This is a genomic window from Bacillus sp. DU-106, assembly GCF_004799705.1.
Classification (GTDB): Bacteria; Bacillota; Bacilli; order Bacillales; family Bacillaceae_G; genus Bacillus_A; species Bacillus_A cereus.
Genome location: NZ_CP026607.1, coordinates 1,714,400 through 1,739,781, shown reverse-complemented (window position 1 = coordinate 1,739,781; position 25,382 = coordinate 1,714,400). Strand labels below are relative to the sequence as shown.

The following is a 25,382-nucleotide window of genomic DNA, read 5'->3' as shown; positions in this document are numbered from 1 at the left end:
TTTAAACACAGCTGTTTATATAACGTAAAGAAGTATTTTCATTCCCTTTATTTTCAAGCTTTCATGTCCTTATTTCAAAATATAATCCGATTCACTTTATCGATTGAAATATCTACATATCACAACAGAAAACACTACTTGCAAATAACCGATAAAATTATATTAATATAATTTTTAAATCCATATGCAATTATGCATAGCATATACACAAAAAGGATAGCTTCATTTTCATGAAACTATCCTTAAAAAATCTTCTTATTTTTTCAAATGATATGGAACTGTCGTAATAACAACATTTCTTTTATAAAGTAAATACGCACGTATGAGTAAACTGGATTGATTATGAAGAATGTTATGCCAACCTTTTTTCGGAATGAACTGTGGTATAACGACCGTAACGCGGTAATTCGATTCACTTGCCTTATATTGCACTGTATCAATGAACTTCGTTAGCGGCTGAATAATACTTCTATAATGAGAATGTAATGTAACAAGCCTTACTTCAGGTTGCCACTTCTTCCATTTCTCTTCAAATTTCTTTTCTTCTTCTCTGTCAAAAGCAACATATACAGCGATAACTTGATCTGCCGAAAGAGACTTCGCATAGTTCAATGAATTTTCTACTACATGCGTCATACCTGCTACAGGAACGACAATTACATTCCCCTCAATTGGAATAAGAGGCTCACAAGTTTTTAAACTTAATTGATCACCCACTGCATCATAATGCTTCTTAATTCGATGGAATAAGAAGATAATAACTGGTAAGAAAATAAGAATCGACCAAACTTGTGCAAATTTAGTTAAAAAGAACATGCTCATTACGATAAAACTAATAACTGCACCAATTAAATTAACCGTTAATCTTAAAGCCCATCCTTCAGGCTTTTCGCGAAGCCATTTTAATACCATTCCTGTTTGAGAAAGTGTAAATGGAATAAATACACCTACTGCATATAGTGGAATTAAATGTTCTGTTTGTCCTTGGAAAGCTACAATTAAAATAATCGAAGCAACTCCAAGTATAATAATACCGTTTGAGTAACCTAGACGGTCTCCTCTAATCGTAAACATTCTCGGTATGAATTTATCTTTTGCCAGGTTAACCGCTAATAAAGGAAATGCAGAATAACCTGTATTAGCAGCAAGAATTAATATTAAAGCTGTTGTACCTTGTATGAAATAGTACATGAAATTACGTCCAAATGTTTGTTCAGCAATTTGAGAAACAACTGTTACTTCTTTACTCGGAGTCACTCCGTAATAATAGGCTAAAAACACAATTCCTGAAAATAACACAGCAAGTAATGCACCCATTGCAAGCAATGTTTTTGCAGCATTGTTTGGCGCAGGATCTTTAAAGTTCGGAATTGCATTTGAAATTGCTTCAACACCTGTTAAAGCAGAACTACCTGATGCAAATGCTCTTAGTAATAAAAATAAACTAATCCCTGCAACTGGTGTACCAATCGGCGCATGTAAAGTGGGTGAAACATGACCAGTTAAAATATTATATATGCCTACACCAATTAATATAAATAATGCTAAAACGAATAAATAAACAGGATATGCTAAAACGGAAGCTGATTCCGTTACTCCTCTTAAATTTAAGATCGTAATTAATATAACAAATATAACCGCAATAATTACGTTGTGTGCATGTAAGCTAGGAAATGCAGACGTAATTGCATCTGTACCAGCGGACACACTTACCGCAACAGTTAAAATATAGTCAACTAATAAAGATCCTCCAGCAATTAAGCCTGGATTCATCCCTAAATTTTCTTTTGATACAACATACGCTCCCCCGCCATGCGGATAAGCAAAAATAATTTGACGATAAGATAAAATAAGGGCTGTCAATAATACTAATACCCCAACAGCGATCGGAATGGAATACCAATAAGCGATCGCTCCAACACCTGCTAAAGCAATTAAAATTTGCTCTGGACCGTAAGCAACTGATGACAATGCGTCAGAAGATAAAATAGCTAAAGCTTTCGTTTTATTAAGCTTCTGTTCTCCAAGCTCCGTTGATTTTAACGGTCTTCCAATTAAAAATCTTTTAATAGATGAAACCAATGCTGTCCACTCTCCAATAATTTTGTACGAACTTTACTGCTTGTTACAGCCAGTAAACGATTTCCTCAGAAAACAAAAAATGTCTACAAGCCATAGCGAAATAGACTTGTAGACATTATTTTTTTTGTCGCACAAGCTCCACCTTCCTTCTCAATATAACGCTTACGAGGTTAGCTGTCGGATTCGGGCCTATGAGTAGCCCTACCTTTTCAAGGATTCACCCCATCGGATTATGTACTAATCCGTAAAAACGGGTCCCCCGTACCATGCGGTTTCAGCGATTTAGAAAATTGAAACTGTGGATTATAATACTCCTTTATTTTCAAAAAGTAAACAAAAATTTTTAATAAGAAAAAAATTAAAATGATTGCGCATAATCCACTGAGAAATATACATAATGAATACTAAAAAATCCGCAAAGGAGACCCATATGTCTAAAGAAAAGAAGCCTATTTTTTCCGATTCATATTTAGATGCAGTAGCAAATGAAATTAATCAGTTATATGGTAAACGTGAACAGGAAATAAATTTGACAGATAGAACGAAAAGAAATAAATAATTTGTCATACAAAAAATAAAAAAGATAGCAATACACTTATATATTGCTATCTTTTTTATTTTTTCATACATCTAATTCTATTACAGATCTGTTAAAGGCCATCTCTTCATACACCTTTAAATTTTGATATATAGTGCCTAATAATGGTGCCGCTATAGAAAATTGCTCTGCTACATCCAGTAAATATCCTTGCAAGTGCTTCCCTTCAATAAACGAACCCTTCTCCATATCACGTTGCATCGATGACTTCATATCATACGAAATTTTATCAATTGTTTTCATATGTTCCTGGACAATATTAACCTTTATTGGAGCTCCTAATACTCTCATGATTTGTACAGATTCCTCAAATACATTACGGATAAAATCACGGCCGCCTTCACTTTCACGGATTGGTCCAATTGGTGCACGCATTAACGTTGTCACACCGGACATTACAGTAATAAATAAATATTTATGCCACATATCTTGCGTAATATTTTCACTTAAAACAAAACTAGATTTCGTACCTGCAAATGCTTTAGAAATATGCTTTACTCTCTCTGAATTTTGAGACTTAATTTCTCCAAACACAAGTCTGTTGGCAGCGCTAGTTTGTACAATTTCTCCTTGATCGTTTAACGTCGTCTCGATAAAGCATAAACCGCCAATTACTTTTTCTTCGCCGAATTCTTTTTGTAATAGCGATAAATGAGCGATACCATTTAACAATGGAATGATTACAGTATTTTCGCCAACAAACGGCTTCAAATCTTGAATTGCCTCGTTTAAGTGATACGCTTTTGTTGAAAATAAAATGACATCAAATGGAGAAGTTCTCTCTTCTTTCGTTATTAATTTCGGTTGAAAGGAAAAATCCCCGTTAACACTTCGGATTACAAGTCCTCTTTCCTCTAATTGTTTTTTCCGTTTACTACGAACAAGAAATGTAACATCTTCTCCCTTTTCGACTAATCTGCCACCAAAAAATCCTCCGACTCCACCAGCGCCTAATACTAAAATCCGCATACAGCATCCCCCTTTTCAAAATAAAATTTTATAACTTTTAGTATACATAACATTATACATGTCCTCTGCTAAATAAGCTGAATTTTCACTCTCAATTGAGTATAAAAGAGTGGTTATTTTCAAATAAATTTGGGCATGTTGTTTCTATAGCATATATGGAAAGGACACAATGTAGATGGAGGCAATACAATCAATTGAGGAAAAAGGTGTAGCAACAGCTATATTTCAATTTATATTCCCGTTTTCGTTTAAAGCTGGATATGAACAAGAGATGTTCCCTTTCTTACAAAAAAACGATTTTCGTCCTTTTCGGCTCGATCATCTCGATGATGAAAATACATATTATGGGGAGTTTAAAGTTTCACATCAAAATATGGAAGCATACTATCTTTCATTTACAAATAAAATTCTCTTTCCTCACTCAGAGCATCAAAAGGGCTTGCAACGTTATTCAAAGGACCTTAACTTAACTGGACATTTAACAACAAACCGTATTTCAATCCCATTCAAGATACACTCTATTGATGTAACACTTTGTCCTTATGAACTTGGCTTCTTAACAATTCGAACAGAAGTAAACACTGCTCCAAACATGACTTTATCTGAAGCAATCGAATTCGCTGCTCGCTTCCGTGTACTTGAAACTAAAAATGATACAAATGAAACTATTTGTATTGAATGTAACGGAAAAAAGTATTCCCAAGTTGAAAAATTCATTTTTGGTTATTTATTTCATGGCGTAACTGATTTCTTTGAAAAGAAGAGATTAAGAAGTTCATACTTTCAAACCTTCCCTTTCTTCGAAGACCAAAGAATGTACGTCCAAACTTTATTGTCACTAAAAGAAGGTATGGAGCTTAATGAAGTGGATGTTTATCGTACTTCTAGTCTTTCCGGATTAACAAGTGATGGTAAGCCATATGTGAGCGCAAATAACCTTCCTTACATTCATGACTATTTAAAAAAACACGCTTACCAGAGATGGGCTCCAAATCGTTATTTCATAATGGAAGAACATATTTTTACATGTGTAACAAATGAAGGAGAACGTAAAATCGCTAAACTTGCTAGTCAAATGTACGGAGAATTTTATTACGCTTTATTATTAAACCTATTCCATAAAATTGTTTTATTAAAAATGGCTAACGCCTATGCTGAGCTAAACATTGAACAAGATACTAATGAAATAGAGAAATTAATTTATTCGATCAATTCGTTCACTGCTAATTATTTTTCTTTAGAATTAGTATCCCAATCACAAAGTGAAGATATTTTCTTTCGTTTAAGAAAACTTTTTAATATTGAGGTTCTATACTCGAACGCGAAACAAAATCTTGATAGTTTGTTTAAATATCAAGAAAATGTCGCCTCTAAAAAAGATAGCCTCTTATTGTTAATTTTAACGCTCTACTCTGTAGTGGGCCAAATGTTAGGGTTTACTATGATTGACCTTTTAAGAAACACCGATTCAAACAAAATATCGTCACCTCTTGAATTTTTCGCTCTATTAATTGCGATTAGCGGCATTGTCATTTCACTTATTTTAGGAGCCCAAAGTTTATACCAATGGGGTCTACAACATAAACGAAGAAAAGCTTGGGTAAAACAAACTGTACTTTCTGCCGTTAAAGAGAAAGAAGATAAAAATTAAAAAAGGTTATTTTCAAATTCTTGGTGCGCTGCAGTAAGTGAAATTTTTATGAGCGATTTTCCGATTATATCGGCGCAACTCGAAATATATCAGCGATTTTTTTAATATATCGACTTACCGACAAATGACAGGACCGGATAATAAAAAAAGGGTGCTCCAAAATAAAACTTGGAGTACCCCTTTTATTATACGAATTCAGTTTACTTCCCTGCTTCGATTTGCTCTAATGCAGCAGCTACTTGCTCTTCCGTTAATTCATGTTGTATTACGTAGCGGTTACGTGGACTTACACGACATTCATGAGAACATGCACGTAAATATTTCGCTTCGTTTTCTTCAGAACATAAAATTTTCTTATTACATTCTGGATTTGAACAGTTTACATAGCGCTCACAAGGTTCACCTGTAAAGTGGTCTTTACCAACGATAACATGTTCTTTTTGGTTTACTGGTACAGCAATACGCTCATCGAACACGTAACATTGTCCATCCCAAAGCTCACCTTGTACCTCTGGGTCTTTTCCGTACGTTACAATTCCGCCGTGAAGCTGACTTACATCTTCATAGCCTTCACGAACTAACCAACCAGAAAACTTCTCACAACGAATTCCGCCTGTACAATAAGTTAAAATCTTTTTACCTTCAAGTACTTCTTTATTTTCACGAATCCAATCTGGTAATTCACGGAATGATTCGATATCAGGTTTAATCGCACCTTTGAAGTGACCTAAATCAAACTCATAATCATTTCGTGCATCAATGATAACTGTATCTTCTTGTTTCATTGCTTCATAAAAATCTTTTGGCTCTAAATACTTCCCAGTTATTTCGTGTGGGTTAATGTCATCTTCTAGACGAAGTGTAACTAACTCTGGACGAGGACGCACGTGCATTTTCTTGAATGCATGACCATCAGCTTCATCTATTTTAAATACGATACCGTCAAAACGTGGATCATTGTTCATTGCTTCCATGTATTTCTCTGTTTGTTCTACAGTTCCAGAACAAGTTCCGTTAATACCTTCTTTCGCTACAAGAATTCTTCCTTTTAATTCAAGTGAATTACAAAATTCTAAATGCTCTGCCGCGAATTCTTCTGGGTTTTCAATTGTTGTGTACATGTAATATAGTAATACTCTGTATGGTTTTGTAGTTGCCAATGTATTTCTACCACCTATCTAATTTTTAAAATCATGTATAAGTTAACGTTCATATCAAAACATATATAATAAGAAAATGAATCCCATTTTCTTTTCTTTATACTATTTTCTATCAGTTAACAAAAATAAAAAACAAGATTACACATCAAAACACTATGGTTATGTTGTAATCCCAATATATTATATATCATACAAATGCAATTCCATCAATTAATATGCTGGATTATCGGCTTTATGTTCACATAAATTTCAAAATTGCCCCTTTAATTTATTATGTTTCCCCACGTCATCACACCATAAACTCCCAATTCATTTTACGTTATCACACCATCCATTGCATAAAGGCATATAATTTGCATTAAGGAAACTTTCGTGTTCAAATGAAATTATCATATAACATATTTAAATGTATTGAAATAATGAGTAAGAATAAATACAATAATTTCATCAAGTTAACATTTTAAAGGGGAAAACTACTATGAATAAAGATATAACAAAAGATGAACATCTCCCTTCTGAAAGTACAACCGTACAATCAGCTCACTTAGCTTTAAGTGGAGAAACAAAAGGCTGGAAAAGACTGTTACCATTTTTAGGACCCGCTTTTATAGCGTCCGTTGCTTATATTGATCCTGGCAACTTTGCTACAAATATCGCAGCTGGTTCACAATATGGATATTTACTATTATGGGTTATACTCGCCTCTAACTTAATGGCTGTATTAATCCAAACTTTATCAGCTAAATTAGGAATTGCTACAGGAAACAATTTACCCGAAATAGCTCGTGAAAACTTTCCAAAGCCTGTGTCTATCGGTTTATGGATACAAGGTGAACTAGTTATTATGGCTACAGATTTAGCGGAATTTATTGGAGCTGCATTGGGGCTTTACTTACTATTTGGAATCCCGATGCTACCTGCCGCTTTAATTACAGCAGCCGGATCATTTATTATCCTTGAATTTCAACGTAGAGGATTTCGTCCACTAGAAGCTATTATTACAGGAATGATTTTCATTGTAGTAATTGCTTTTGGGATTCAAGTTTTTTATGCAAAACCAGAATTAAGTCCCCTTCTTTCAGGACTATTTATTCCAAAATTCCAAGGTGTAGACAGTATATTACTTGCAGCAGGGATTTTAGGTGCGACAGTTATGCCGCATGCAATATACTTGCATTCTGCATTAACACAACGCCGTGTGGTCGGAACAACTGACGAACAAAAGAAAAAGATTTTTCGTTTCGAATTTATCGATATTATTATTGCAATGGTTATTGCTGGAGCAATTAATGCAAGTATGTTAATTGTTGCTGCTGCACTATTCTTTAAAAACGGCTTGCACGTTGAAGATTTAGATGTTGCTTACACTCAATTTACCAACTTAGTAGGTCCTGTATCAGCTGCTTTGTTTGGAATTGGGCTCTTATCAGCAGGACTATCTAGCTCTTCTGTCGGTACAATGTCGGGTGATATTATTATGCAAGGTTTCATTCGCATGCATATTCCGTTATACTTACGCCGATTTATTACAATGATTCCACCATTAGTTATTATCGCTTTAGGTGTAAATCCAACTTACGCTCTAGTCATGAGCCAAGTCGTCTTATCATTCGGTATTGCATTTGCACTAGTGCCACTTATTATGTTTACAAGTAACAAAAAGATTATGGGTGCACTCGTTAACCACCGTATAACAACATTTATCGCTTGGATAATTGCAGCACTCGTTATCGTTTTAAATATCTTCTTACTGTATCAAACATTTGTAGGGTAATGAGAAAAGGGTATTCCAATTTTAATTTGGAGTACCCTTTTTTTCATTATTTGTATTAATCCTATAAAGTCTTTTTAAAATAAATTTTATAATCTATTTCCAGCCAATAACTTCCTTACACCTTGAATAATCTTTATTTTCAGATTAAATTATATAATAACAAATACATTCTATTTTCATGTGAAAAGGAGCGAAAATATGTTTCCTTTATTAAAAACTGAAAGACTTATTTTAAGAGAACTTACCGAAGAAGATGCACCGCGTATACTACAATGCTTTTCTAATACTAATGTACTGCGCTATTATGGCCAAAAACCGTTACAAGATGTTGATCAAGTGAAACAAATCATTCATAACTTTAAGTTGAGTTACAATGCAAGAAACGGTATAAAATGGGGAATCGAATTAAAAGACAAGAAAGAACTCATCGGTACCATTGGTTTTCACGATTGGTCTTCTGAGCATAAACGAGCCAATATAAGTTATGCCTTTTTGCCTGAACACTGGGGAAAAGGATATGCGACTGAAGCTGTTTCTGAGGTTATATCATACGGTTTCCATACGATTCATTTAAAGCGGATTGGGGCAATTGTATTTCTTGAAAATGAAGCTTCCAATAAAGTGCTATTAAAACTAGGTTTTGAAAAAGAAGGAGTTCTAAAAAATTATATGTATCAAGATGATATCCCATATGATACGAATTTTTACGCTTTATTAAAATCGGTTTAATAGAATTCATGTGTAAAAAACCTTACTTTTAAAAAGTAAGGTTTTTTGTATTTATTCATTAGCAATATAAGCATTCTTATAAGTATAAATACCACCAAATTGATGCTTTTCAATTCCTTTTACATAATCCTTTTGTACATATGCTGAGCCAATATGATAAAGCGGCGCCACCGCAGCATCTTCTAATAATACCTGCTCGGCTTCTCGCAACGCTTTCCATCGATTTTCCGTATCTAGTACAAAATCCGTTTTCGCTTTCTTTATTAATTCATCGTAACGAACATTAGAATAATTCATTTTATTATTCGGATTCCCTGTCGTAAATAACTCTAAATAACTAATTGGGTCTTTATAGTCAGGTCCCCAATTTGCCATAGTTATATCGTAATCACCTATTTGTTCTAACTGTAATTTTTGCTTAAATGGCTGTTGTTTAATTTGTATCGTTAACCCTTGCAAATTCTTCTCTAAATCACCTTTTATATATTCTGCCATACGTATTGCGTTATCTTGTTCGAACGTTAAGAACTCTAGGTTTACTTGTTCTACCCCAAGCTCTTTTTTCGCTTCTTCCCAAAGTTTTTTCGCATTTTGCAAATCATATGAGGAAATATCTCCATTTTCTTTTCTAAAATCTTTACCAGTCACTTCATTTACATGACCAACTGGTACAAGTCCACTTGCAGGTTTTGCTCCGTTATTAATAAAGTGAGCAACGAAATCATCTTTATTTAACGCTAATGAAATAGATTGACGCACCTTTTTATTTGCTAACGCGTTATTTTTTTCATTAAAACGAAGCATAGCAATTCCAGGATCACTCGACATATGTAATTCCTTATTCCCTTTATACTTGTCTACAACTTGCGAATTAATAGGTACTCGATCTAAATCTCCGGCTTCATATAAATTTACAGCTGTCATTGTATCCTTTACGATATGAAAGTTTATTTCGTCTAATTTCACTTTCTTTCGATCCCAATATGTAGCATTCTTCTTTAATTGAAACTCTTGTTCATGCTTCCATTTTTCTAATACAAATGGACCGTTATATATGAGATTACTAGGTTCCAATGCATAATTGTTTCCTTGTTCGTTCAAAAATGATTCATGCTGTGGTAAGTATATAGGTAGTGCTAACAACTGTAAAAAATACGGAACTGGCTGTTCGAGTTCAACTTCTAACGTATAATTATTTATTGCTTTAACCCCAAGTGCATCAAGAGGCATTGTTCCCTTATTAATCTCTTTCGCATTTTTCACATAAAAGAGCATGTATGCATATTGAGATGCCGTTTCAGGATTAATTGCACGTTTCCATGCAAATATAAAATCATTTGCTGTCACACTGTCTCCATTTGACCATTTTGCATCTTTACGCAAATCAAATGTATATTTCTTACCATCTTCACTTCTTTTAAACGATCTTGCTACTGCTGGAATAGGCTGATCTTGATCATTTAATACATATAACCCCTCAAATATATTCTGCATAACGTGGGCTGATGTACCATCCATTGTTTTCGCAGTGTCCAGAGAAGGAATTTCTTCTGATACTGTTACATTTAACACTTGTTTTTTAACCTCTGTATCACTTTTATTCGCTTTATTATTACAAGCTGTTAATAATAAAGATGTAACAAGTGCCATTACCATTAAATGGCTCTTTTTTCGCTTCATGAGTTGTTCTCCTTAAATATAAAATATTATAAAGCGTAATATATTATAGCAGAAATACTAACAGAAAGATGCGACATTCTTTTGAATATTTATTCGTTCAAGAAAAAAGCTATCCTTTTAAAAGGATAGCTTTTTCAACTGCCACATAATTATCTATCTTTGCAAACCTCGTTTATAACGACTTGCTTCAAATATAATACGCTCTTCATCTAACGTTTTACATTCGCCATTCCAAACGACATGTTTTCCGTTAATAATTACATCGCTTATATCTTTTCCACTAGCAGCATATACAAGGTGTGATAACACTTCATCCGCTGGTTGTAAATGCGGCTTATTAGACGGGTCAATCGTAATAAAATCAGCACACTTACCAGCTTCTAGTGACCCTGTTTGTTTCATCCCGATTACTTCCGCAGCTCCTTTTGTCGCAAGAGAAAGAGCTGTTTCAACTGGTAATGCTGTTGCATCTTGGTGAATACCTTTTTGTAATAAAGTCGCTATGCGCATTTCTTCAAACATGTCTAAATTATTGTTAGATGCAACACTATCTGTTGCAATTCCTACTTTTATTCCTGCTTCTAGCATCGCTTTTACATTCGCTATACCAGAACCTAGTTTTAAATTACTATTCGGATTATGAGCTACTCGAACGTCATTTTCTGCTAAAAATGCACGCTCATCGTCATTTAATACTACACCGTGTGCAATAACTGTTGGGCGTTTAAACAATCCGCAGCTCGCTGCATATTCTACTGGACGTTTTCCATATTGTGCTTCAATATCACGTACTTCACGCTCTGTTTCAGAAAGATGGATATGAACCATCGTTTGATTCTCTACTGCAATCCGTGCGCACTCTTCTAACAATTCTGTACTACATGTATATGGACTATGTGGTGCAACCATCGTAGTTAACATGCCACTTTCGTTATAGTAACGCTTCACATATTTCTCAGCTTCTTCAATCGCTTTCTTTTCATCGTCTTTCGTTCCGAAGCTAAATAAAGTCCTTGAAACAGCAGCTCGCATCCCGCTCCTTGATACCGTTTCCATAATTGCGTCTTGATCTACTCCAATTGGATTAAACATGTCAGAGAATGATGTTGTACCACTTTTCACCATCTCAAGTAATCCTAATTCCGTACTAGCGACCGCAATTTGGGGAGTAAATTGACTTTCCAGTGGCCAAATTCTCGTCTCAAGCCACGGCTGTAATAACATATCATCGCCAATACCTCTTAGGAGACTCATTACAACGTGTGTATGTGTATTTACAAGCCCTGGTAAAACCCACTTTCCTTTCATGTCAATTACTTCATCTACTTTAAAATCATTTGCAAATTCTCCGCTCTTTACATCTATAATTTGATCATTTTCTACAATGATATATCCATTTTCTATCACTTCGTTTTGTTCATTCATCGTTACAATTGTAGCGTTTACATAAGTTGTTTTCAAAAGTATTTCCCCTTTCAACTCTATGAAGTTCCCTTTAATAAGTTACCACCATTATAGTAACTTATTAAAGATTAAGAGTCAAAAGATAAGTTTAATTCTTTCGTTATTTTTCCCTTCAAAATGCTATATTGTTTTTCATTTGTATCTGCAAATGCTTCTTCCCAATTTGACTTTTCATCCATATAATTCAATTTCCCATTGAATTGAGTCTCTGTAAAATCAAATCTCTGCCCATCTATAAAGTTATAAAAATGCCACACGCACCCTATTTTTGTCTTTTTAATTTTCCCTCCACATATATCTTGAACGACTAGAGCCGTTACACCACACTGTCCCTTTGCTGGATTTTCAATTGTCCACTTTGAACTTGTTTCTATTGACCAAGATCTTATTAACGCCTCATATATTTGCTTTTTCTTTACATCATCCATTCTAATCTTCCCCTACTATTAATAGTTTTACACATCATATTTCAAAAGAGGCAGTAAACGACCCTTAAAGACAGTTGATGGTGTCTCTCCTATTAACTGTGCTCCCATTTTCAAGTAATATCCTTTTGCATTCGGATCACTATCAATTGTAAAACTTTTTAATCCTAGTTCATTGGCTTTTTCTATTACATACTCCCAAAGTATTTTCCCGTAACCTTTTCCTTTGTAATGAGGATGAATGTACAAGAAATCGAGAGCTTTATCATTACGTAAAAATGAGAAAAAACCAATCTTCGCATTATCGTTTACTAAAACATATACAAAATTATTTTTTATGTACTCTTCCGTAATTGTTAAATCTTCCTTACAAGCAAGTATGAATTCTTCACTATAATTCCACGTTGCTTTTGAATGTAGTGCGAGTTCACTTAATTCATTTGCTTCACTTAATAATACTTCTCTTATCTTCATGATTCTTTTTCCTCACTTTCAATATGTACACTACTAAATTGATTCGGAAAGCACTTCAAAAAAACCTTTAATTTCCATAAATTAGAAATTAATTTTATAAATCTTTATTATAATCAGTACGATTTTCAACAATTTTTTTAAAGAAAAAGAACGCCATCCCTAAAAGTTGGCGTTCTCTTTTTCTAAAATTTAATCTTCAAGCTCACTCATTCGTTTTACTATTTCGTACGATACAAACCTATACAGTTTCTACTACCGCTTCAAGCATTGTTCCATTTTTAGCATAGTTCGTATGCCAAGAAAAAGCTTTTTCTAAAATATGAGGAGTTTGTCCACCTCTTGTTTTTGCTTCTTCGTAATAAGCACGTAGTTGATCACGATACATTGGATGTGTGCAATTCTCAATAATAAGTTCCACTCTTTCTCTTGGCGCAAGTCCCCTTAAGTCGGCATACCCTTGTTCAGTGACGATAACATCTACATCATGTTCAGTATGGTCTACATGAGAAACGAAAGGAACGATACTTGAAATGTTACCACCTTTCGCAATTGATTTAGTAACAAAGATAGCTAGGCGAGCATTTCTTGCAAAATCACCAGACCCACCAATACCATTCATCATTTTTGTACCTAAAACGTGAGTAGAGTTAACATTTCCGTATATATCTAATTCTAATGCAGTATTAATTGAGATTAATCCAAGGCGACGAATGATTTCAGGATGATTGGAAATCTCTTGTGGACGCATCATTAATTTGTCACGATATTTTTCAAAGTTAGAAAATACTTGTTGCATTTTCTCTTCAGAAAGCGTGATAGAACAACAAGAAGCAAAATTGACTTTTCCAGCATCCATAAGATCAAAAACTGCATCTTGTAAAACCTCGGAATATACTTCTAAATCTTCAAATTCTGAATCTAACATTCCATGCAATACGGCGTTAGCCACTGAACCAATTCCTGATTGTAACGGCGCTAAACGATTTGTTAATCGGCCTACTTTGACTTCTTCTCGAAGGAATTCTATTAAATGCTGTGCCATAATAACAGTTTCTTCATCCGGAGGAACAATTGTCGATGGCGAATCCAATTGATTCGTAAACACAATTCCCTTTACTTTTTCAGGATCAATTGGAATACCGATTGTTCCAATTCGGTCATCTGTTTTCGCAAGCGGAATTGGAAGCCTCTCCCCTTGTTTACCTGGTTCATATAGATCATGTAGCCCCTCTAATTGCGCGGATTGAGCCATATTCATTTCAATAATAATAGACTTAGCATTTAAGGAAAACGCTAAGGAATTTCCAATTGAAGTGGTTGGAATAATCATTCCGTCCTCTGTAATCGCAACCGCTTCCAAAATAGCGAAATCTATATCCAGAACGTCAGCACGGAGTAACTCTGCTGTATGAGACAAGTGTTGATCCACAAATAAAAAGTCTCCGTTATTAATTCCTTTTCGCATAGTAGCGTCAGCTTGGAAAGGTAATCTTTTCCCTAAAATTCCTGCCTCAGCAAATAATTTGTCTACATCCGATCCTAAAGAAGCCCCAGTATAAACATTTACTTTAAAAGATTCATCATTCTTAACTCGGTTTACAAGCGCAAATGGGACTGCTTTTACATCACCTGCACGTGTAAACCCACTTAAGCCTAAAGTCATTCCACTTTGAATCCAGGAAGCAGCTTCTTCAGGTGTAACTACCCGATCTTTTAGACGTTGATCTCTGATTCTATCTAAATTGTTCTCCATATGTAATCCCTCTCTCATTGAATATTCATAATTATTTTACATATTAACACTATCAAAATAGGGATTTTAGTATACAATGCCGAAAATTCAGACAGAACAGCAAATCTAGGTTCTAAAGCAGAAAAATTTAGAATCCTAGAAGTTTACGGAAATAACTAGCGTATGATTGACTAACTGGTACTCTCTCACCATTATCCATCGAAAGTACAAAAGTAGAATGGGTATCAGGATAAATTGCTTTAATATGATTAACATTTACAATAAACGAACGGTGACATCTAATAAATGAATCTTTCGGAAGCAAGTATTCGAATTCTTGCAGAGAGTATTTATGTGTTCCTGATAACTCTTCTGAATTCACATACGTCTTTTTATCTTTAGCCTCTAAATACATAACCTTTGAAAAAGGAACCGGAATCCAGCCGTCTGTTGTTTTTAAAGTAACAACTGACTTTCCATCCGTTAAAGCTGGATAAATTGCCGTCACGCACCCTTCAAGCTTTCCATTGTTTGAAAATGGTACAGCCATTCCATGATAAGGAATACCAAAAACATCCCGATTCATAAACTCAGAGGTTTTTTGATTCATCACCATCGCTTTATGAGCAATCGTTCCTTCCTTTATAGGATCCCCGACACTAATCTTTAAATCAATTCGTTTACTTGGCCGATAGTAAATATATTCTTTCGTATTCGAAACAGCAATTGAAATTTCATCTGAAAATAGTTCCCCAACAACATCTAGTAATAAACCTAACGTTCTGTCTTCCATTCTATTAACACCTCATTCACTATTATACTACTATTATGAACGAGCATCTGTTGCTTTATAAAAAGTTTAATTTTAAATTACTTTTAAAATTAGTTTTATTCACTATTACTTCGTTACTACAAAAAACCTCACTTCAGAAAAGTGAGGTTTCCTCTCATACAATATTTTTTTATTTTTTATTAAGTAAAGTGAATTTAAGAATTTATTGCCCCTATTTCTGTATAATAAATAATCCCAAACTACAAACAGTTTGGGATTATCTTTCTCATTTATTATGCGCATCTAACCACGAAATTAAATCTTTAAATACTTCATCCTTATTTACTTCATGAAACATTTCATGTCTACCATTTTCATATAAACGTAGTGTCACGTCTTTCACACCACATTTTTTATAGTTTTCATATACTTCTTTTACACCTTTCCCCATATCGCCAACAGGATCACGATCACCAGAGAATATATGTATCGGAAGATTCTTTGGCGTCTTCTTGTATTCTTCTAGTTTATTTACTTCTAATACACCAGAAAATAATTCTCGGTAAAAACTCGTCGTACAAATGAAACCACATAACGGATCCGCAATATATTTATCAACTTGATTATTATCTGAAGATAACCAATCAAATTTTGTACGATTTGGCTTAAAGTTCGAATTGAAGTTTCCGAAAGATAAAAAGTTTAACATTGGACTTTTCGTTTTTGCCCCACGCAATTTCATTTCGATTGTTGCTACTTTATGACCAATAGCTCCTAAAAGCCCTGGATTTCCACCTGTTCCTGAAATCAGAAATCCATCATATAATTCGCCTCTAAGTTGTACAGCACGTCTTGATAAAAAAGAACCCATACTATGTCCAAGTAAAAACAAAGGACTTGACTGCTCTTCTTTTATCTTTTCTGAAACAAAGATAACATCCGATACAACTTGATTCCACCCTATATTTGGTTCAAAATGACCATAATCTTCTTCTTTTTTTACTGTTTTCCCATGTCCTTTATGATCATGCGCATAAACACCATACCCTGCTTCCAATAAAGCATCTACAAATTCTGTATACACCCCTGCATGCTCTGTCATGCCATGTGCAATTTGAATAATTCCTCTCGGATCTCCTTCTGGTAACCACTTACGCAAATAAATTTCCGATCCATCCAATGCCGTAACGAAACTTTCCTGTACATTCATTTCGTCAGCCCCCAACTCTATTATGTATAGCTTTAAGAAAATGAATATCCATTCACTTTTCTTATTTTATATTATATGTAATTGCTTTCATTATGACAAATGATGTATTTTTCAGACTTGCTTTTAAACTAATTTCTTGACGAATTCAAAATAAAATTATATAGTTACTTACATAAAGTAACTATATAATTTTTAGGAGGTTCCTACTATTATGATGCCATCATTATTTTTAGCACATGGTTCGCCTATGCTCGCTATTCAAGATACAGACTATACACGATTTTTAAAAACACTTGGAGAAACATATAAACCGAAAGCAATTGTTATTTTCACTGCTCATTGGGAAAGTGAAGTATTAACGATTTCCTCATCAGATAACGAGTATGAAACAATTTATGATTTTGGAGGTTTTCCCCCTGAGTTATACGAAATCAAATATCGTGCGAAAGGCTCTTCTCATATTGCATCTATTTTAGAAACAAAATTTAAGAACAAAGGTATTTCAGTCCATCATAATATGACGAGAGGTTTAGATCATGGTTCATGGACACTCCTGCACCGCATGTATCCAGAAGCAAATATTCCTGTCGTGCAAATATCAGTCAATCCATTCCTTTCTGCAAAAGAACAATTTGAAATTGGAGAAGCACTTAAAGGACTCGGACAAGAAGATATTTTAGTAATCGGGAGTGGCGTTACCGTTCATAATTTACGAGCACTGAAATGGAATCAAACTACACCTGAAAAATGGGCAATTGAATTTGATGATTGGATTATTAAACATATGCAGAATAACGATAAAGATGCATTGTTTAATTGGGAGAAAAATGCTCCTCATGCACAATTAGCAGTACCAAGAGCAGAACATTTTGTTCCTTTATTTATCGCTATGGGAAGTGGTGAAAATAGCGGTGAAGTCATTCACCGTAGTTACGAGCTTGGTACATTAAGTTATCTTTGTCTTCGATTTTAAAGAAAAGGATGAAGCACATGCTGCTTCATCCTTTTTCTTTTTCATTCACTTAGTTAACTAACTTCCAAATGTCGTTTCTCTGATACCTCTTCGTTCTTATTATGAAAATAAACCCAAATACACGCAATAAATAATAGTGAAGATGTAGAGAGGAAAACATATTGGAAACCTGCATGCGCTGCAATTTGTCCCCCGAGCACTGGACCAATCATATTTCCTAAAAACTGAAATGATTGATTATATCCAAATATTCGTCCCGTAACATGGGTTGGTGTATGTTGTTTTAGTAGAGTTTGTACGGAAGGTAATAATCCTGCTTGTGCGATACCTAATAAAAATCGAAGAATTAATAGTTGCCAAGCTGACGTTACAAATGCTTGCGGGATAAAAATAATTCCTGCAGCAAATAACGCTACAACTAACGTTTTTTGAGGACCGATATGATCTGATAATCTTCCTAGTCTTGGTGCTGCCAAAATAACTGCTAATCCTGTCGCTGACATAACTGCACCCGCAATTGTTTCAATATGTGCAGTATGAGGACCTACTAAATTTTTCACGTACAATGTAACAATTGGTTGAACTGACATATTAGCAAGTTGAATAATAAATGTTGTTACAAATAAACTAATAATTAAATGCTTCGCTGGGACCATCGTCCATACTTTTTTCGGCTGTGTTTTTTTTGCTTGAGCAGAGTGATTTTCTTCATGCAGGAAGAAAAAAACGATGAGAAAGGAAAGGAATAAAAAAGCTCCCGTAACAAGAAAGACATGACGCATTCCAATTAACTCAGACAAATAACCGCCAAGTAACGGGCCAAGTAACGAACCGCTCACACCACCAGTTGAAATTGTGGAAATCGCCCAACCTGAATGTTCTTTCGGAGTTTCTGCTGCAATAAATGTCATCGCTGTTGAAAGGAAACCAGATACTGCTCCCATTAAAAATCTTAGTGCGACTAGTTGATACACATCCGTTACAAACCCCATAAGCGTCATAATAATCGCCATACCGAGGCTAGCACGAATAAGCATCAATTTCCGTCCATGTATATCACCAAGCTTTCCCCATATTGGCGATACGATCGCACCCATTAAAAATGTTACACCAAATGCAAGTCCCGACCACTGTGCAATGCTTGAAGTGCCAGTTACTCCTAATTCCTCAATATAAAAAGATAAGAAAGGAATTACTAAACTCATACCGGCTGCAGTGGTAAAACAACCTAGCCAACAAATCATTAAATTCCGTTTCCAGCTGGCCATTTTCACACCTTCTTTCTTTAGATACCCATTCTACACCCTTTCTTGTAAAAAGTTTAGTAATTTGCTTTATATGCAAGATTTACTACAAAACCCGCTATTTTCTAGTAAAAAACACTACATCTCTACATCATTTTCATAATAAAACCAACTCCTCTATATGAAGTTGGTTACTTATTATCTATCGGTATTAAACGAGCATTACAATTTCTCTCGTAAAACTCAATGGGACCTGCTTGTCCAATAATCGCATATTCATATCCATCTTGCTTCATATTATATAAACAATGATGCAATAATTCTTTTCCTACACCTTTCACACGATTTTGTTTCGCTATGCCCATTGGACCAAACAAGCCTTTCTTTCCTCTCACTACATCGTAACAGGCGAAACCAACTATTACTTCCTCCTGCTGTGCAATATAGATAGGTAACTTTTCGTTATATGTCCGAAATCCATAATCAACCGACTGTAACCACCGTTCACCAAATTCATCCACTACAAATCGTGATAACTTATCAAAATCAGAAGGACTAACTCTTCTTACATGACAAAATAATGTATTATAAATAGATTTAAAACTATTTAAATCAACCGCTAAGTCTCTCGGTGCAGCTGTAATACGTAATATATCTTCTTGCATTTGTGTATGTATAAATCCACCAATATTTGTATCTACACGAAATAATGCATACATAACATGTCCTTCATTTACTACTACTTGCTGAAAGCGTTCCATACGTTTCTTCGCTATTTGTAAAATTTCTATCGCCTTATAAGATAGTTTATATTGCCCTATTTTTTTATACTCTTGATTATGTAAATCGAATTGTTTTCGTAACGAAAGTTTTTCTAAAAAATCTGGACCGACTTTGTGAAACAAATACATAAATAACTCAGCGCAAACTCCTGTACCTTCTTTACACATACCTATAAACAGATGGACTGGGTGAATTATGTTATACTCACTCTCTTTTGCTGCAATCTCCAATATTTTATGCACACGTTTTGTAAATTGAAATTCCTCCATATGTGTTTCCATCCTCTACTAATTTACTAACAAACCGTAACCATAAATAATTGAAACAATTACACCCACTACCAATATACCTGGAAGTAAATTTGCCACCTTGATTTTAATAATACTAAGCAAGTTCAATCCAATAGCAGATATCATAATGCCGCCCGTAGCCGTCATCTCCACTATAAATTGGTTCATTAATTCTTTCGGGACAAAACTATTAATTTGTGTTGCAAAAACTGCAATACCACCTTCATATAAAACAACTGGAATCGCCGAAAATACTACGCCAATTCCTAGAGTTGTCGTTAATATAATAGAAATAAATCCATCGATAATCGCCTTTGTAAATAAAATATCATGATTTCCGCGAATCCCACTGTCAAGTGCACCAAGTATCCCCATCGCGCCAATTGCAAAAATTAAAGTAGCTGTTACAAAACCTTCTGATATGCTACCTTTCCCTTTCGATCCAACTTTATTTTCTAGCCAATCCCCTAAATGTTTTAACTTTTCTTCTAATTGTAACCATTCTCCAATTACCGTACCAATCACTAAACTCAGTATGACAACAAGAAAGTTTTCACTTTTTAATGCCATTTGAAGCCCAAGCACAGTAACCGCTAAACCGATTGCGTGCATTATCGTCCCTTTCATACTTTCTGGAATCCTACTAAATAATTTACCAAGTAAAGTACCAAATATAATACAAATTCCATTTACAACTGCTCCTAATATAACCATTTCTCATTCTTCACCCTTCGAATTCTTTATTTCTATATTTTGGTTTATACATTGATTTACAGGTTATCTATATGTTAACTTAATATTGAGAATATTAACAAATGTTTTCCACTACATAACCCGCTATTTTTTGTAACTTTAATTACCTTTAATAGATTCAGTGTTAATTTAATTGCGGGATAATATTAAAAGGGAAGGTATATATGAAAACTTTACTAAAACGATTTTTGTTAATAGCCTTTTTCATTACACCGATTGTTTTATTAATCAATTACTCTTTTATTTCAAAAGCAAAAGACAAACCCGATTTGCAAAACAAATCTAGTAAAACCGCTTCAAAAAGCGAAAAGAAAATAGAAGACCAAGAAATCACACTCACCTTCTCTGGTGATACAATGTTTGATTGGCAATTACGTCCTATAATCGAAAAGAATGGGGCTGATTACCCATTCCAACATGTAAAAGAAGAAATAAAAAAAGCTGATATTTCTTTTGTGAATTTAGAGTCGGCATTTACAACGAAAGAAAAGAAAGCACCTGGGCAACTGTTTTGGATTAAAAGTGATCCATCTACACTACAAGCTATTAAAAACACTGGATATGACATCGTAAATATTGGGAATAACCACACACTTGATTATGGGCAAGATGGATTATTAGATACGATTTCTCACGTAGAAAAATTAAAGTTCCCTTACATTGGAGCCGGAAAAAATGCGAAAGATGCATATACAGCACGAGAAATGACCGTAAAAGGGAAAAAGTTTAAATTTCTTTCCTTCGTTCGATTTATGCCTGATTCTAATTGGGTAGCTGGTGAGAATAAACCTGGCGTTGCGAATGGCTATGATTTAAATCTTGTAACAAAAACAATTAAAGAACAAAAGAAAGATGCAGACTATTTAATCGTCTATATGCATTGGGGCGTTGAAAAATCAAATCGTCCGGTAGAATACCAAAAGCAATATGTACCTAAAATGGTTGAAGCAGGAGCTAACGCAATTGTCGGGAGCCATCCACATTGGTTACAAGGGTTTGAGTATTATAATAAAGTTCCTATCGCTTACTCATTAGGTAACTTTTTATTCCCGAGTTATGTGAATGGGAAAAGCGCTGAAACTGGCGTATTAACTTTAACTTTTAAAGGAAAGGATGTCCAAATGTCATTCAATCCTTATATCATTCGCAACAACCAAGTTTCCCCTGTAAATGAAGGAGAAAAGAAAAAAGCTCTTCAATATTTACAAACAATTTCAACTGATGTAGAAATTGATGATACAGGGAAAATAAAAAACAAACGAAACTAGACAGCTCAAGATCTATTTCTCTGTAATATACTTTACAGAATAGGTGATAAACATGCTGAAAGACTTATTAGAAAATGTAAGTTTGTTAGAAAACGTTTATAAAATGTCTATAGCAGTTCTACTTTTATGTTCCTTTTATTCTGTGAGACTATTTAAAAAATAAAGCGAGAGAGAAATCTTACTCCTTTTGAATTTACAATGTATGTAATCATTCGTATTGCGATACTCTTTTGGTTAGCTAGCTTTATTCTTCTTGAATTTAATGAGTACCTAGTTTAACTATAAAAAAGATAGAACAAGCACTATATTCAATCGCTTGTATCTATCTTTTTTATTTAGATGCTAACTCTTCCCTTCTATTAAATAAGCAAATCAAACAAAACAGGGTTTTTATTAAGCTCCATAAATTGAATATTATTTTCTTTAAAGCGAGTAATTAATTGCTCATAATCTCCTTTATGTTTTAATTCTACTCCGACTAATGCTGGACCATTTTCTTTATTATGTTTCTTAATATACTCAAAGCGCGTAATGTCATCTTCTGGTCCTAATCCTTTATCAAGAAATTCTCTTAGCGCACCTGAACGTTGCGGAAATTCAATGATAAAGTAATGTTTCAGTCCTTCATAAATGAGCGAACGCTCTTTCATTTCTTGCATTCTATCAATATCATTATTTCCACCACTTAGCGTACATACAACTGTTTTACCTTTTATTTCATCTCTATATAAATCAAGCGCTGCAATAGAGAGTGCACCAGCCGGTTCAGCTACAATCGCATTTTTCTTATACAGTTCTAAAATCGTCGTACAAACTTTCCCCTCTGGTACTAAAATAATATCGTCAATTACATCTTTACAAGTTTCAAATGTTAACTTTCCTACTTTTTTAACAGCTGCCCCATCAACAAAGCTATCTATTTTCTCCAATGCTACATTTTCATTTTGAAGAAAAGCCTCTTTCATAGATGCAGCTCCCATTGGCTCTACACCAATAACCTTTGTAGTAGGACTAACACCTTTTACATATGTACCAACTCCTGATGCTAATCCACCACCACCGATTGCTGTAAAGATATAATCAACCGGTTTCTCCATATCATGCATAATTTCAACTGCCACTGTCCCTTGACCAGCAACTACATACGGATCATCAAACGGATGAACAAATGTCATTCTATTTTCTTCACAATAACACTGTGCTTCTTGGAAAGAGCTATCGAATGTATCACCAACTAATACAATCTCTGCGAAATCACCACCGAAAAATTGTACTTGTGATACTTTTTGTTTCGGTGTTGTTGTGGGCATAAATATTTTTGACGGAATCTTCAATAAATTACACGTGTAAGCAACTCCTTGCGCATGATTACCAGCACTTGCACAAACAACACCGTTTTGTAACTTTTCTTTCGGTAAACTTTGAATCAAATTGTATGCACCACGAATTTTGAAAGAGCGAATTAATTGTAAGTCTTCTCGTTTTACATAAACGTCACAATCATATTTCTCAGATAAAACTGTATCACGTTGTAACGGTGTTTTAATAACGATATCTTTCATGCAATTATGGGCCATTAAGATATCTTCAATTTTCACTCTCTCCTTTACCTTTTGCACCATTATATATCATCCTTATCTCTTTTAAATTGGCTCAATCAAAATGTGGGATTTTCAGAACAGCCCCTGTATTCGCCGATGTTACCATTTGTGCATAACGTCCAAGCCAGCCAGTTTTCACTTTTGGTTCTGGTCGTTTCCATTCTTTTTTACGCTTTTCTAATTCCTCATCACTCACCCTTACTTCTAGCAAGCGTTCTTCAACATCAATACATACAATATCCCCTTGTTCAAGAAGTGCAATCATCCCGCCCGCTGCTGCTTCTGGTGAAATATGTCCTACTGAAATTCCACGTGAAGCTCCAGAAAAACGTCCATCTGTTAATAATGCAACCTCAGCACCTAATCCCATTCCAGCAATTGCTGATGTTGGGGCTAACATTTCTGGCATACCAGGGCCACCTCTTGGTCCTTCATAACGAATGACAACTACATCTCCTTTTTTCACTTTCCCAAGCATAATGCCCGCAAGTGCCTCATCTTGTGAATTAAAAATAACGCAAGGCCCTTCAAAACGCTTTACCTCTGTTGCACCGCTTTTAATAACCGCTCCATCTTTAGCAAGATTTCCTTTTAATATACGTAAGCCCCCCTCTTCACTATGAGGGTTTTCGAGAGAGTGAATAACCTCCTTATCTTTAATCTCTGCCTCAGCGATATTTTCTCTTAATGTTTGCCCAGTAGCAGTTATTCGATCAAGATGAAGTACTCCTTCTTTCCGGCTCATCTCTTTCAAAATTGCACTAATCCCGCCCGCACGATCAATATCTTCCATATGCCAATTTGAGGCTGGACTTACTTTACATAAATGAGGTACACGTCTTGAAACTGCATCAATACGGTTCATATCATAATCTAGTCCTGCCTCTTGTGCGAGTGCTAGCGTATGTAATACTGTATTCGTTGATCCACCCATCGCCATATCAAGTGCAAAAGCATCGTCAATTGCTTCTTCTGTTACAATATCACGCGGCTTAATATCTCTTTCAATTAAAATTTTCAATTTCTCTGCTGCTTGTTTAATTAACTCTTCACGTCTTGGATCAATTGCTAAAATACTCCCGTTACCAGGAAGAGCTAAACCTAATACTTCACATAAACAATTCATAGAGTTCGCGGTAAACATACCCGAACAAGAGCCACAAGATGGACAGCCATGATCTTCAATATCTTTTAATTCTTCTTCTGAAATTTTCCCAGATTGATAAGCTCCTACCCCTTCAAAAACAGAGCTTAAATCAACAACTTCTCCTTTTGACGTTTTTCCAGCCGCCATCGGGCCGCCTGAAACAAACACAGTCGGAATATTAATACGTAGTGCAGCCATCATCATACCTGGTGTAATTTTGTCACAGTTTGGGATACAAATCATGCCGTCAAACCAGTGTGCATTTACAACCGTTTCTACTGAATCTGCAATAATTTCACGACTCGGAAGAGAATAACGCATACCGATATGTCCCATCGCAATACCATCGTCAACTCCAATTGTATTGAATTCGAATGGTACCATACCTGCCGCGCGAACTGCCTCTTTTACAAGTTTCCCAAACTCGTTCAAGTGTTTATGCCCTGGAATAATTTCAATAAAAGAATTACAAATCGCTATGAAAGGTTTATCAAAATCTTCATCTTTCAAACCAGTTGCTTTTAATAAACTACGGTGCGGTGCTTTATCAAAACCTTTTTTAATCATGTCACTTCTCATCTTGTCAAATCCCCTCTTACATAT

The 25,382-nt window shown here is 34.7% G+C and carries 21 protein-coding genes, 1 pseudogene and 1 riboswitch; of the genes and pseudogenes, 7 read left to right on the top strand and 15 right to left on the bottom strand.

Features of this window, described 5'->3' with window-relative positions; translation table 11 throughout:
• Window positions 1-255 precede the first annotated feature (255 nt).
• On the bottom strand, window positions 256-2,082 hold the full coding sequence (locus C3Y97_RS09020; RefSeq protein ID WP_000254887.1) for an APC family permease: 1,827 nt from the start codon (window positions 2,080-2,082) through the stop codon (window positions 256-258).
• Between the two features lie 144 nt (window positions 2,083-2,226).
• Window positions 2,227-2,372, bottom strand: a riboswitch (cyclic di-AMP (ydaO/yuaA leader).
• A gap of 140 nt (window positions 2,373-2,512) precedes the next feature.
• Here C3Y97_RS09020 and C3Y97_RS28255 point away from each other — a divergent pair.
• Entirely contained in the window at window positions 2,513-2,641 is a 129-nt protein-coding gene (locus C3Y97_RS28255) for a hypothetical protein (RefSeq protein WP_000031873.1), read from the top strand.
• A gap of 63 nt (window positions 2,642-2,704) precedes the next feature.
• Here the strand turns inward: C3Y97_RS28255 and panE are convergent, their stop codons facing one another.
• The gene (panE, locus tag C3Y97_RS09015) at window positions 2,705-3,649 is read right to left on the bottom strand and encodes a 2-dehydropantoate 2-reductase (protein ID WP_086404227.1); all 945 of its coding nucleotides are present in this window, start codon (window positions 3,647-3,649) and stop codon (window positions 2,705-2,707) included.
• A gap of 175 nt (window positions 3,650-3,824) precedes the next feature.
• Here panE and C3Y97_RS09010 point away from each other — a divergent pair, with 175 nt between their 5' ends.
• Window positions 3,825-5,300, top strand: a complete 1,476-nt coding sequence (locus C3Y97_RS09010; RefSeq protein WP_000387437.1) for a hypothetical protein — start codon at window positions 3,825-3,827, stop codon at window positions 5,298-5,300.
• A gap of 200 nt (window positions 5,301-5,500) precedes the next feature.
• On the opposite strand, the gene trhO is transcribed toward C3Y97_RS09010, so the two are convergent.
• The gene (gene trhO / locus C3Y97_RS09005; RefSeq protein WP_000246231.1) at window positions 5,501-6,460 is read right to left on the bottom strand and encodes an oxygen-dependent tRNA uridine(34) hydroxylase TrhO; all 960 of its coding nucleotides are present in this window, start codon (window positions 6,458-6,460) and stop codon (window positions 5,501-5,503) included.
• 478 nt (window positions 6,461-6,938) lie between these two features.
• On the opposite strand from trhO, the gene C3Y97_RS09000 reads away from it, so the two are divergent.
• Together C3Y97_RS09000 and C3Y97_RS08995 are read left to right on the top strand one after the other, a co-directional pair.
• Window positions 6,939-8,234 (top strand): Nramp family divalent metal transporter, encoded by a 1,296-nt coding sequence (locus C3Y97_RS09000; protein WP_001030679.1) that lies wholly within the window; start codon window positions 6,939-6,941, stop codon window positions 8,232-8,234.
• Window positions 8,235-8,432: 198 nt separating this feature from the next.
• Window positions 8,433-8,963: a GNAT family N-acetyltransferase gene (locus C3Y97_RS08995; RefSeq protein ID WP_000484220.1), complete on the top strand. Its 531-nt coding sequence runs from the start codon at window positions 8,433-8,435 to the stop codon at window positions 8,961-8,963.
• A gap of 51 nt (window positions 8,964-9,014) precedes the next feature.
• On the opposite strand, the gene C3Y97_RS08990 is transcribed toward C3Y97_RS08995, so the two are convergent.
• The 7 genes from C3Y97_RS08990 to C3Y97_RS08960 form a co-directional block, all read right to left on the bottom strand.
• Window positions 9,015-10,643 (bottom strand): peptide ABC transporter substrate-binding protein, encoded by a 1,629-nt coding sequence (locus C3Y97_RS08990; protein ID WP_000823515.1) that lies wholly within the window; start codon window positions 10,641-10,643, stop codon window positions 9,015-9,017.
• 153 nt (window positions 10,644-10,796) lie between these two features.
• Entirely contained in the window at window positions 10,797-12,122 is a 1,326-nt protein-coding gene (locus C3Y97_RS08985) for a bifunctional S-methyl-5'-thioadenosine deaminase/S-adenosylhomocysteine deaminase (protein WP_121868395.1), read from the bottom strand.
• Window positions 12,123-12,175: 53 nt separating this feature from the next.
• Window positions 12,176-12,535 carry a YunG family protein gene (locus tag C3Y97_RS08980; RefSeq protein WP_136363280.1) on the bottom strand — a complete coding sequence of 120 codons (360 nt, stop codon included), beginning with the start codon at window positions 12,533-12,535 and terminating at the stop codon, window positions 12,176-12,178.
• A gap of 27 nt (window positions 12,536-12,562) precedes the next feature.
• Entirely contained in the window at window positions 12,563-13,006 is a 444-nt protein-coding gene (locus C3Y97_RS08975) for a GNAT family N-acetyltransferase (protein WP_000701928.1), read from the bottom strand.
• A gap of 238 nt (window positions 13,007-13,244) precedes the next feature.
• Window positions 13,245-14,759 (bottom strand): succinyl-CoA:acetate CoA-transferase ScpC, encoded by a 1,515-nt coding sequence (locus tag C3Y97_RS08970; protein ID WP_086404229.1) that lies wholly within the window; start codon window positions 14,757-14,759, stop codon window positions 13,245-13,247.
• A 127-nt stretch (window positions 14,760-14,886) separates the two neighbouring features.
• Window positions 14,887-15,531, bottom strand: coding sequence for a LytTR family DNA-binding domain-containing protein (locus C3Y97_RS08965; protein WP_000390211.1), 645 nt, complete (start codon window positions 15,529-15,531; stop codon window positions 14,887-14,889).
• 265 nt (window positions 15,532-15,796) lie between these two features.
• Window positions 15,797-16,720: an alpha/beta hydrolase gene (locus tag C3Y97_RS08960; protein ID WP_001102581.1), complete on the bottom strand. Its 924-nt coding sequence runs from the start codon at window positions 16,718-16,720 to the stop codon at window positions 15,797-15,799.
• 211 nt (window positions 16,721-16,931) lie between these two features.
• On the opposite strand from C3Y97_RS08960, the gene C3Y97_RS08955 reads away from it, so the two are divergent.
• A complete protein-coding gene (locus tag C3Y97_RS08955; RefSeq protein ID WP_000982899.1) occupies window positions 16,932-17,693 on the top strand; it encodes a DODA-type extradiol aromatic ring-opening family dioxygenase in 762 nt (253 codons plus the stop codon).
• A gap of 53 nt (window positions 17,694-17,746) precedes the next feature.
• On the opposite strand, the gene C3Y97_RS08950 is transcribed toward C3Y97_RS08955, so the two are convergent.
• From C3Y97_RS08950 to C3Y97_RS08940, 3 genes are all read right to left on the bottom strand, one after another.
• Window positions 17,747-18,961, bottom strand: a complete 1,215-nt coding sequence (locus C3Y97_RS08950) for a multidrug efflux MFS transporter (RefSeq protein WP_000179303.1) — start codon at window positions 18,959-18,961, stop codon at window positions 17,747-17,749.
• Between the two features lie 167 nt (window positions 18,962-19,128).
• Window positions 19,129-19,989 (bottom strand): GNAT family N-acetyltransferase, encoded by an 861-nt coding sequence (locus tag C3Y97_RS08945; RefSeq protein ID WP_000390854.1) that lies wholly within the window; start codon window positions 19,987-19,989, stop codon window positions 19,129-19,131.
• A gap of 18 nt (window positions 19,990-20,007) precedes the next feature.
• Window positions 20,008-20,724 carry a DUF554 domain-containing protein gene (locus tag C3Y97_RS08940; protein ID WP_000236030.1) on the bottom strand — a complete coding sequence of 239 codons (717 nt, stop codon included), beginning with the start codon at window positions 20,722-20,724 and terminating at the stop codon, window positions 20,008-20,010.
• A gap of 203 nt (window positions 20,725-20,927) precedes the next feature.
• On the opposite strand from C3Y97_RS08940, the gene C3Y97_RS08935 reads away from it, so the two are divergent.
• Window positions 20,928-22,031 (top strand): CapA family protein, encoded by a 1,104-nt coding sequence (locus C3Y97_RS08935; RefSeq protein WP_000854536.1) that lies wholly within the window; start codon window positions 20,928-20,930, stop codon window positions 22,029-22,031.
• Window positions 22,032-22,083: 52 nt separating this feature from the next.
• A pseudogene (locus C3Y97_RS08930) lies at window positions 22,084-22,310 on the top strand (hypothetical protein).
• Window positions 22,311-22,390: 80 nt separating this feature from the next.
• Here C3Y97_RS08930 and ilvA read toward each other — a convergent pair.
• Together ilvA and ilvD are read right to left on the bottom strand one after the other, a co-directional pair.
• Window positions 22,391-23,653: a threonine ammonia-lyase IlvA gene (ilvA, locus tag C3Y97_RS08925; RefSeq protein ID WP_000250328.1), complete on the bottom strand. Its 1,263-nt coding sequence runs from the start codon at window positions 23,651-23,653 to the stop codon at window positions 22,391-22,393.
• A 31-nt stretch (window positions 23,654-23,684) separates the two neighbouring features.
• Window positions 23,685-25,358 (bottom strand): dihydroxy-acid dehydratase, encoded by a 1,674-nt coding sequence (gene ilvD, locus C3Y97_RS08920; RefSeq protein WP_001255814.1) that lies wholly within the window; start codon window positions 25,356-25,358, stop codon window positions 23,685-23,687.
• Between the last annotated feature and the right edge of the window lie 24 nt (window positions 25,359-25,382).

What these genes read in the sequence shown, in the direction of transcription:
- C3Y97_RS08980 (WP_136363280.1), bottom strand. Translation starts at nt 12,535, where the DNA reads ATGGATGATGTAAAGAAAAAGCAAATATATGAGGCGTTAATAAGATCT.
- C3Y97_RS08975 (WP_000701928.1), bottom strand. Translation starts at nt 13,006, where the DNA reads ATGAAGATAAGAGAAGTATTATTAAGTGAAGCAAATGAATTAAGTGAA.
- ilvA (WP_000250328.1), bottom strand. Translation starts at nt 23,653, where the DNA reads ATGGTGCAAAAGGTAAAGGAGAGAGTGAAAATTGAAGATATCTTAATG.
- C3Y97_RS08960 (WP_001102581.1), bottom strand. Translation starts at nt 16,720, where the DNA reads ATGAATGTACAGGAAAGTTTCGTTACGGCATTGGATGGATCGGAAATT.
- C3Y97_RS08990 (WP_000823515.1), bottom strand. Translation starts at nt 10,643, where the DNA reads ATGAAGCGAAAAAAGAGCCATTTAATGGTAATGGCACTTGTTACATCT.
- C3Y97_RS09000 (WP_001030679.1), top strand. Translation starts at nt 6,939, where the DNA reads ATGAATAAAGATATAACAAAAGATGAACATCTCCCTTCTGAAAGTACA.
- C3Y97_RS08950 (WP_000179303.1), bottom strand. Translation starts at nt 18,961, where the DNA reads ATGGCCAGCTGGAAACGGAATTTAATGATTTGTTGGCTAGGTTGTTTT.
- C3Y97_RS08965 (WP_000390211.1), bottom strand. Translation starts at nt 15,531, where the DNA reads ATGGAAGACAGAACGTTAGGTTTATTACTAGATGTTGTTGGGGAACTA.
- C3Y97_RS09010 (WP_000387437.1), top strand. Translation starts at nt 3,825, where the DNA reads ATGGAGGCAATACAATCAATTGAGGAAAAAGGTGTAGCAACAGCTATA.
- C3Y97_RS08955 (WP_000982899.1), top strand. Translation starts at nt 16,932, where the DNA reads ATGATGCCATCATTATTTTTAGCACATGGTTCGCCTATGCTCGCTATT.
- panE (WP_086404227.1), bottom strand. Translation starts at nt 3,649, where the DNA reads ATGCGGATTTTAGTATTAGGCGCTGGTGGAGTCGGAGGATTTTTTGGT.
- C3Y97_RS08995 (WP_000484220.1), top strand. Translation starts at nt 8,433, where the DNA reads ATGTTTCCTTTATTAAAAACTGAAAGACTTATTTTAAGAGAACTTACC.
- C3Y97_RS08940 (WP_000236030.1), bottom strand. Translation starts at nt 20,724, where the DNA reads ATGGTTATATTAGGAGCAGTTGTAAATGGAATTTGTATTATATTTGGT.
- ilvD (WP_001255814.1), bottom strand. Translation starts at nt 25,358, where the DNA reads ATGAGAAGTGACATGATTAAAAAAGGTTTTGATAAAGCACCGCACCGT.
- C3Y97_RS08935 (WP_000854536.1), top strand. Translation starts at nt 20,928, where the DNA reads ATGAAAACTTTACTAAAACGATTTTTGTTAATAGCCTTTTTCATTACA.
- C3Y97_RS28255 (WP_000031873.1), top strand. Translation starts at nt 2,513, where the DNA reads ATGTCTAAAGAAAAGAAGCCTATTTTTTCCGATTCATATTTAGATGCA.
- C3Y97_RS08945 (WP_000390854.1), bottom strand. Translation starts at nt 19,989, where the DNA reads ATGGAGGAATTTCAATTTACAAAACGTGTGCATAAAATATTGGAGATT.
- C3Y97_RS08970 (WP_086404229.1), bottom strand. Translation starts at nt 14,759, where the DNA reads ATGGAGAACAATTTAGATAGAATCAGAGATCAACGTCTAAAAGATCGG.